The organism is Novosphingobium mangrovisedimenti, assembly GCF_025153475.1.
Lineage (GTDB): Bacteria > Pseudomonadota > Alphaproteobacteria > Sphingomonadales > Sphingomonadaceae > Novosphingobium > Novosphingobium mangrovi_A.
Window position 1 is genome coordinate 1 of the sequence record NZ_JANZXA010000034.1, and the last position, 7,418, is coordinate 7,418.

At 62.4% G+C, this 7,418-nt stretch carries 8 protein-coding genes; all 8 read left to right on the top strand.

Annotated elements, in window-relative coordinates; all coding sequences use genetic code 11:
- Window positions 1–121: 121 nt before the first annotated feature.
- Window positions 122–973, top strand: a complete 852-nt coding sequence (locus NZK81_RS21135) for an alpha/beta fold hydrolase (protein WP_188823282.1) — start codon at window positions 122–124, stop codon at window positions 971–973.
- A gap of 18 nt (window positions 974–991) precedes the next feature.
- Window positions 992–1,915 (top strand): catechol 2,3-dioxygenase, encoded by a 924-nt coding sequence (locus tag NZK81_RS21140; RefSeq protein WP_188823280.1) that lies wholly within the window; start codon window positions 992–994, stop codon window positions 1,913–1,915.
- A gap of 2 nt (window positions 1,916–1,917) precedes the next feature.
- On the top strand, window positions 1,918–2,349 hold the full coding sequence (locus tag NZK81_RS21145) for a GlcG/HbpS family heme-binding protein (protein ID WP_260047957.1): 432 nt from the start codon (window positions 1,918–1,920) through the stop codon (window positions 2,347–2,349).
- A 39-nt stretch (window positions 2,350–2,388) separates the two neighbouring features.
- Window positions 2,389–3,873 carry a 2-hydroxymuconic semialdehyde dehydrogenase gene (locus tag NZK81_RS21150; RefSeq protein WP_260047958.1) on the top strand — a complete coding sequence of 495 codons (1,485 nt, stop codon included), beginning with the start codon at window positions 2,389–2,391 and terminating at the stop codon, window positions 3,871–3,873.
- 4 nt (window positions 3,874–3,877) lie between these two features.
- Window positions 3,878–4,672 (top strand): fumarylacetoacetate hydrolase family protein, encoded by a 795-nt coding sequence (locus tag NZK81_RS21155; RefSeq protein WP_260047959.1) that lies wholly within the window; start codon window positions 3,878–3,880, stop codon window positions 4,670–4,672.
- A 21-nt stretch (window positions 4,673–4,693) separates the two neighbouring features.
- Window positions 4,694–5,632, top strand: coding sequence for an acetaldehyde dehydrogenase (acetylating) (locus NZK81_RS21160; protein ID WP_260047960.1), 939 nt, complete (start codon window positions 4,694–4,696; stop codon window positions 5,630–5,632).
- Window positions 5,629–6,660, top strand: coding sequence for a 4-hydroxy-2-oxovalerate aldolase (gene dmpG, locus NZK81_RS21165; RefSeq protein WP_260047961.1), 1,032 nt, complete (start codon window positions 5,629–5,631; stop codon window positions 6,658–6,660). Before NZK81_RS21160 ends, dmpG begins: the two co-directional genes overlap by 4 nt.
- A gap of 1 nt (window position 6,661) precedes the next feature.
- Window positions 6,662–7,418, top strand: a 757-nt coding sequence (locus NZK81_RS21170) for a 2-keto-4-pentenoate hydratase (protein WP_260047962.1), incomplete at its 3' end; no start/stop codon positions are given.

A 7,418-nucleotide genomic window follows, 5' to 3' on the forward strand; every position in this document is an offset into this window, starting at 1 on the left:
ATTTGCAAATGCGTTTCAAATAGTGCAATGAATGAGGCAGTTGGCGACAGAGACGGCGATTCGGCGTCTAGGTCCAGCCGAATGCAAAATCATCGAGGCGGGAAAGGATCTGATGGCTACCATGGTAAGCTCGACTTTGGACACGGCACGTCCGGAAATCGGTAAGTCGCTGGTTGTCGGCGGAAGCTCGACCAATTACCACGACGTCGGCGAAGGCGCCCCGGTGCTGCTGGTCCACGGATCGGGCCCCGGTGTGACAGCCTGGGCCAACTGGCGGCTGAATATGCCGATCCTCGCCGAGGATTTCCGGGTCATTGCGCCCGACATGTTCGGCTTCGGCTATTCGGACAGCAAGGGCCGGATCGAGGACAAGCAGATCTGGGTCGACCAGCTCGCCGGCTTTCTCGACGGACTGGGCATCGACAAGGTTTCGATAGTCGGCAATTCTTTCGGTGGCGGGATCACGCTGGCGTTTATGATTGCCCACCCCGATCGGGTGGAGCGCGCAGTTCTGATGGGACCTGCAGGGCTCAACTTTCCGATTACCCCAGCGCTCGACCAGGTCTGGGGCTATGAACCCTCGGTCGAGGCGATGCGCGATTCGCTCAAGTACCTAGCCTGGGATCACAGCCGCCTGACCGAGGATCTGATCCAGTCGCGCTATGTCGCCAGCGCCCGGCCCGAAGCACATGAGCCCTATCATGCAACGTTCGGCGGCGCCGACCGCCAGGCCAACGTGGCGATGCTCGCCAGTCGCGAGGAGGACATCGCCGCAGTCGCGCACGAAACTCTGATCCTGCACGGGATTGCCGATCAGGTGATCCCGCTCGATTCTACCGTACGCCTCGCCACGCTGATGAAGCGGGCCGATCTGCATCTGTTCGCCGAATGCGGGCACTGGGTGCAGATCGAGCGGATGGCAAGTTTCAATCGGATGGTTGCCGAGTTCTTTAGGAATGGTCTCAAGGGCTGAACGGAGAGGAGTGTCGACATGGCTCTAACTGGTGTAATTCGTCCTGGCTACGTGCAGCTCAGGGTTCTCGACCTCGATGAGGCTATTGCCCATTACCGCGACCGGATTGGTTTGAATTTTGTTAATCGCGACGGCGACCGCGCCTTTTTCCAGGCGTTTGACGAATTCGATCGGCACAGCATTATCCTGCGCGAGGCCGACCAAGCCGGGATGGACGTGATGGGCTTTAAGGTCGTCAAGGATGCTGACCTCGACCATTTCGCGGAGCGCCTGCTCGATATCGGCGTCCATGTCGATGTGATCCCGGCCGGATCGGACCCCGGCGTGGGTCGCAAGATCCGCTTCAACACGCCAACCCAGCACGTGTTTGAACTCTACGCAGAAATGGAACTGGCTGCCACCGGACCGGCTGTCAAGAACCCCGATGTCTGGGTGGTCGAACCGCGCGGCATGCGTGCCACCCGCTTCGATCACTGCGCACTGAATGGCGTGGACATCTCCGCATCCGCAAAGATCTTCGTCGATGCGCTGGATTTCTCGGTTGCCGAGGAACTGGTAGATGAAACCAGCGGCACCCGGCTCGGCATCTTTCTTAGCTGCAGCAACAAGGCACATGATGTCGCCTTCTTAGGCTATCCCGAGGACGGCAAGATCCACCATACCTCGTTCAACCTGGAATCGTGGCACGATGTTGGCCATGCCGCCGACATCATCAGCCGCTACGATATTTCGCTCGACATCGGCCCGACCCGTCACGGGATCACCCGCGGCCAGACGATCTACTTCTTCGATCCCTCGGGCAACCGCAACGAAACCTTCAGCGGCGGTTACATCTATTATCCCGACAATCCGCAGCGGATGTGGCAGGCCGAGAACGCCGGCAAGGCGATCTTCTATTACGAGAAGGCGCTGAATGATCGCTTCATGACGGTGAACACCTGATCATGGACGGCGTGGTTTCGATACGAACCATCGGTCACGAAATGGCACTGAACGCAGCGGCTGCCGCCGTCGCCACGGGTGCGGCGGCGGGCTGTCCGGTCGTTGCCGCGGTGGTCGGCGCCGGGGGAGATCTGGTCGCGTTCGTCCGCGCCAGCGGCTCCCCTTCGCCATCCGCAAAGATCGCGCAGGACAAGGCTTACAGCGCCGCCAGTTTCCGCGTCCCGACGCCGGATCTCTATGCGATGGTTTCGGGCAATCCGGCCCTGCGCGACGGGATCGTCTCGCAGCCGGGATTAGCGATGTTCGGCGGCGGCCTGCCGATCGAAATCGCCGGTGAATTCGTCGGTGCGATCGGTGTTTCCGGCGGGAGCGAAGCTATGGACGTCGAATACGCCAACGCCGGGCTCGCTGCGATCGGCGCTAGGCAATTCTGACGCAACATGGCCTCCGGCCAACTTAGGTATTATGCACCAATGGTCTCAGCTTCCTGCTCTCCGGTCACCGAAACTATCCTGAACTTCATTGACGGTTCCTATCGCAAAGGTAGCGAGGGTAAGTCGTTTCCCAACGTCAACCCGGCCACAGGCACCGAGATCGGGGTTGTGCACGAAGCAAGCCAGGCTGACGTCGCAGACGCCGTGGCTGCGGCCAAGGCAGCGCTTGCCGGACCATGGGGCAAGATGACCACGGCCGAGCGGGTCAAGCTGATCGCCGCCGTGGCGACGGAGATCGAACGCCGAGCGGATGATTTCCTGGCTGCCGAAGTGGCCGACACCGGCAAGCCGCGCCATGTTGCGTCCCATATCGACATTCCGCGCGGGGCTGCCAACTTCCGCATGTTCGCCGATGTCGTCTCGACGATGCCGGGCGAAAGCTTCAACACATCGCCCCCCGATGGCGGCCAGGCGCTCAACTATACCGTGCGCAAGCCCAAGGGTGTGGTCGCGGTGGTCTGCCCGTGGAACTTCCCGCTGCTGCTGATGACCTGGAAGGTTGGCCCGGCGCTGGCCTGCGGCAATACCGTGGTGGTCAAGCCTTCGGAGGAAACCCCGCGTACCGCTGCCCTGCTGGGCGAAGTAATGAACGCGGTGGGCATGCCCAAGGGTGTCTACAACGTCGTCCATGGATTCGGTCCGGGTTCGGCCGGCGAGTTCCTCACGTCCAACCCCGATGTCGATGCTATCACCTTCACCGGCGAAACAGGCACCGGACAGGCGATCATGCGCAAGGCCGCGATCGGCGTTCGCGACATTTCGTTCGAACTCGGTGGCAAGAACCCGGCGATTGTTTTCGCCGATGCCGACCTCGCCAAGGCGGTCGAGGGTCTGTCGCGCTCGGTCTTCCTGAACACCGGGCAGGTCTGCCTCGGAACCGAGCGGGTCTATGTCGAACGACCGATCTTCGACGCCTTCGTGGCGCGGATGGCGGCGGCGGCGCAGGGCTTCAAGCCGGGCGTGACCGGTGATCGCGCCTATCTCGGCCCGCTGATCAGCGCCGAGCACCGCGAGAAAGTGCTGGGCTACTATCGCCGTGCGGTCGAGGACGGGGCCACTGTGGTCACCGGCGGCGGCGTTCCCGAAATTTCGGGTGCGGAAGCCAGCGGCTTCTTCGTGGAACCGACGCTGTGGATCGATGTCGCCCACGGCGATACCGTGATGCGCGAGGAAATCTTCGGACCGTGCTGCGGTATCGTGCCGTTCGACAGCGAGGACGAGGTGATCGCACTGGCAAACGATACGGTTTACGGCTTGTGCGCCTCGATCTGGACCGAAAACCTGTCGCGCGGACACCGCGTAGCGGCGGCGATGGACGTGGGGGTGTGCTGGGTCAATTCCTGGTTCCTGCGCGATCTGCGCACGGCTTTCGGCGGGTCCGGCCATTCCGGCATCGGCCGGGAAGGCGGGGTGCACAGCCTCGAATTCTACACCGAGATCACCAACATTTGCGTGAAGCTGTAAGACGATGACAATCGACCCCAAGACTATCGAACAAGCGGCCCTGGCGCTGCGCGGCGCGGCCGAAACGGGTAAGCCAGTCAGCGCGATCCGCGACCTGATTTCGGCTGGTGGCGTCGAAGCCGCCTATGCCGTGCAGGAAGCCAACACCAAGTACTACCTCGCCAATGGACGGCGCCTGGTCGGCCGCAAGATCGGGTTGACCTCGATCGCGGTCCAGCGCCAGCTCGGGGTGGATCAGCCCGACTATGGGATGCTGTTCGCCGACATGGACGTGCCTGAAGGCATCCCGGTGTCGCTCGACCAGGTGATCCAGCCCAAGGTCGAGGCCGAGATTGCGATCGTGATCGGGCGCGATCTGCCGCATTCTGATCTGACGACCGCCGAGATGATCCGGGCGGTCGAATATGTCGTGCCGGCGATCGAGATCGTCGACAGTCGGGTGGCCAATTGGGACATCAAGATCTGGGACACGATCGCCGACAACGCCTCGAGCGGGCTGTTCGTGCTCGGCGCGGTGCCGCGCAAGCTTGACGGGCTCGATCTGCGCAGCTGCGGCATGGTCATGGAAGTGAAGGGCGAGCCGATTTCGGTTGGTGCTGGAATTGCATGTCTCGGCAGCCCGATTACTGCATCGCTGTGGCTGGCGCGGGTGATGGCCCGGGCCGGCCGCCCTCTGCTGGAAGGAGACGTGATCCTGTCGGGCGCGCTCGGGCCAATGGCCGGGGTTGCGCGCGGCGATGTGGTCGAGGCGCGGATCAACGGGCTCGGAACGGTTCGGGCAGCGTTTGCTGCTGACTAATTTGGAATGGAGGCTGGTCAAATGCCCAAGATGAAATGCGCAATTATCGGTTCCGGGAACATCGGCACCGATCTGATGATCAAGCTCCTGAAGGGCTCGGAAACGCTCGACCTGGTGGCCGTGGTCGGGATCGACCCGGCCTCCGAAGGGCTAGCCATGGCCCGCGAACGCGGACTTGCCACCACCCATGAGGGGATCGAGGGGCTGTGCAAGATGCCACAATATGCCGAAATCGGCATCGCCTTCGATGCGACCTCGGCCTATGCGCACAAGGCGCATGACGAAGTGCTTGCCCGCGACGGCAAGCTGATGGTCGATCTGACACCCGCGGCGATCGGGCCGGCCACTATCCCCCCAGTCAACCCGGCGGTTGACCGAACTGTGCGCAACGTCAACATGGTGACCTGTGGCGGGCAGGCGACGATTCCGATCGTCGCGGCGGTCTCGCAGGTCGCCAAGGTGCATTACGCCGAAATCGTGGCTTCGGTCTCGTCCCGTTCAGCTGGTCCCGGCACCCGCGCCAATATCGACGAATTCACCCGCACCACCGCCAGGGCGATCGAAACCGTCGGCGGCGCGGCCAAGGGCCGGGCTGTGATCATCCTTAATCCCGCCGAACCGCCGATGATCATGCGCGATACGATCTTCACCCTGTCGGAAATGGTCGATGAGGACAAGGTGCGCGATTCGGTCTTGGCGATGATCGCCAAGGTGCAGTCCTATGTGCCGGGATACCGGCTTAAGCAGGAAGTGCAGTTCGAACGATTCGGATCAAACCGCCCCCTCAAGATTCCGGGCTATGGCGAGTTTGAAGGTCTCAAGACCAGTGTGTTCCTCGAGGTCGAGGGCGCAGGAGACTATCTGCCCAACTATTCCGGCAATCTCGACATCATGACGGCAGCGGCCAAGGCCGCCGGCGAAAGCCTTGCCCGGACCCACATGGAAAAGATCGCAGCATGACCTTCAATCCCGACTCCGACCGGCTCTACATCCAGGACGTCACCCTGCGCGACGGGATGCACGCCATCCTGCATATGTATGGCACCGACAGCGTCAGGACCATCGCCAAGGCACTGGACGATTCCGGCGTCGATGCGATCGAGGTTTCACACGGCGATGGCCTAAACGGTTCGACCTTCAACTACGGTTTCGGTGCCCATACCGACTGGGACTGGATCGAAGCCGCCGCCGATGTCATCAAAAACGCAGTATTGACCACGCTTCTGGTTCCCGGGATCGGGACGGCCGAAGAACTGAAGCGGGCCTACTCGATGGGCGTGCGCTCGGTGCGGGTCGCGACACACTGCACCGAAGCCGATGTCGGCAAGCAGCACATCGGCATCGCCCGCGACCTGGGTATGGATGTTTCGGGCTTCCTGATGATGAGCCACATGATCGATCCCGAAGCGCTTGCCCAGCAGGCCTTGCTGCTGGAGAGCTATGGCGCGCAGTGCGTCTATGTCACCGACAGTGGCGGCGCGCTCGACATGGATGGAGTCACCGCGCGGCTCCAGGCCTATGACCGGGTGCTTAAGCCCGAGACGCAGCGCGGCATACACGCCCACCACAACCTGTCGCTGGGTGTGGCGAATTCAATCGTTGCGGCGCAGGCTGGCGCCGTGCGGATAGACGCCAGCCTGGCTGGCATGGGGGCAGGGGCTGGGAACGCACCGCTGGAGGTGTTCATCGCGGCGGCCAATCGCAAGGGTTGGAAGCATAGCTGCGACGTGATGGCGCTGATGGATGCGGCTGACGATATCATCCGCCCGCTGCAGGATCGCCCGGTTCGAGTCGATCGCGAAACGCTTAGCCTGGGTTATGCCGGTGTCTATTCAAGCTTCCTGCGCCACGCGGAGAAGGCTTCGGAGCAGTACGGCATCGATACCCGCGAGATTCTGGTCGAACTCGGCAACCGCAGGATGGTCGGCGGCCAGGAAGACATGATCATCGACGTCGCGCTCGATCTGATTAAAGCCAAGGCGAACTGACATGGGCAGGCTTGCAGACTATGCTGAAACACTGGACACTGCGGCCCGCGAGGCCAAGGCGACGCCGCAGATTACGCCGGTAGACACTGCGTTCACGGTGACTGATGCCTACAAGGTCCAAAAGCTCTCGGTTGATCGGCGCCTTGAACGCGGCGAGCGTCGGATCGGCGTCAAGATGGGGCTGACCAGCCGGGCCAAGATGCTGCAGGTCGGGGTCGACGAGATGGCTTGGGGCAGGTTGACCGACGCCATGCTGTTGGAGGAAGGCTCCGCACTGTCGCGCGCGCGCTATGTCCACCCGCGCGTCGAACCCGAAGTTGCGTTCCTGATGAAAGCGCCGCTGGTTGGCAAGGTCACGGCAGCGGCGGCACTGGCCGCGGTTGAAGCCATTGCGCCGGCCATGGAGATTATCGACAGTCGCTACGAGAACTTCAAGTTCGCGCTGGAGGATGTGATTGCCGACAACACTTCCTCGTCGGGGCTGGTGATCGGATCCTGGCACGATCCCCGGATCGATTTTTCGAATCTGGGCGTGATCCTCGAGATCGACGGCGAAGTGGTACAGGTCGGGTCGACCGCGGCGATCCTTGGCCACCCCATCCGTTCGCTGGTTGCTGCGGCCCGGCTGGTTGTCGAAGCGGGCGAACAGATCAACGCCGGTGACATCGTCATGGCTGGCGGCATCACCGCCGCGCCCAACCTGGCTCCCGGCCAGACCGTGCGGACGACCGTGCAGAACCTTGGCGCGGTCATGTTCC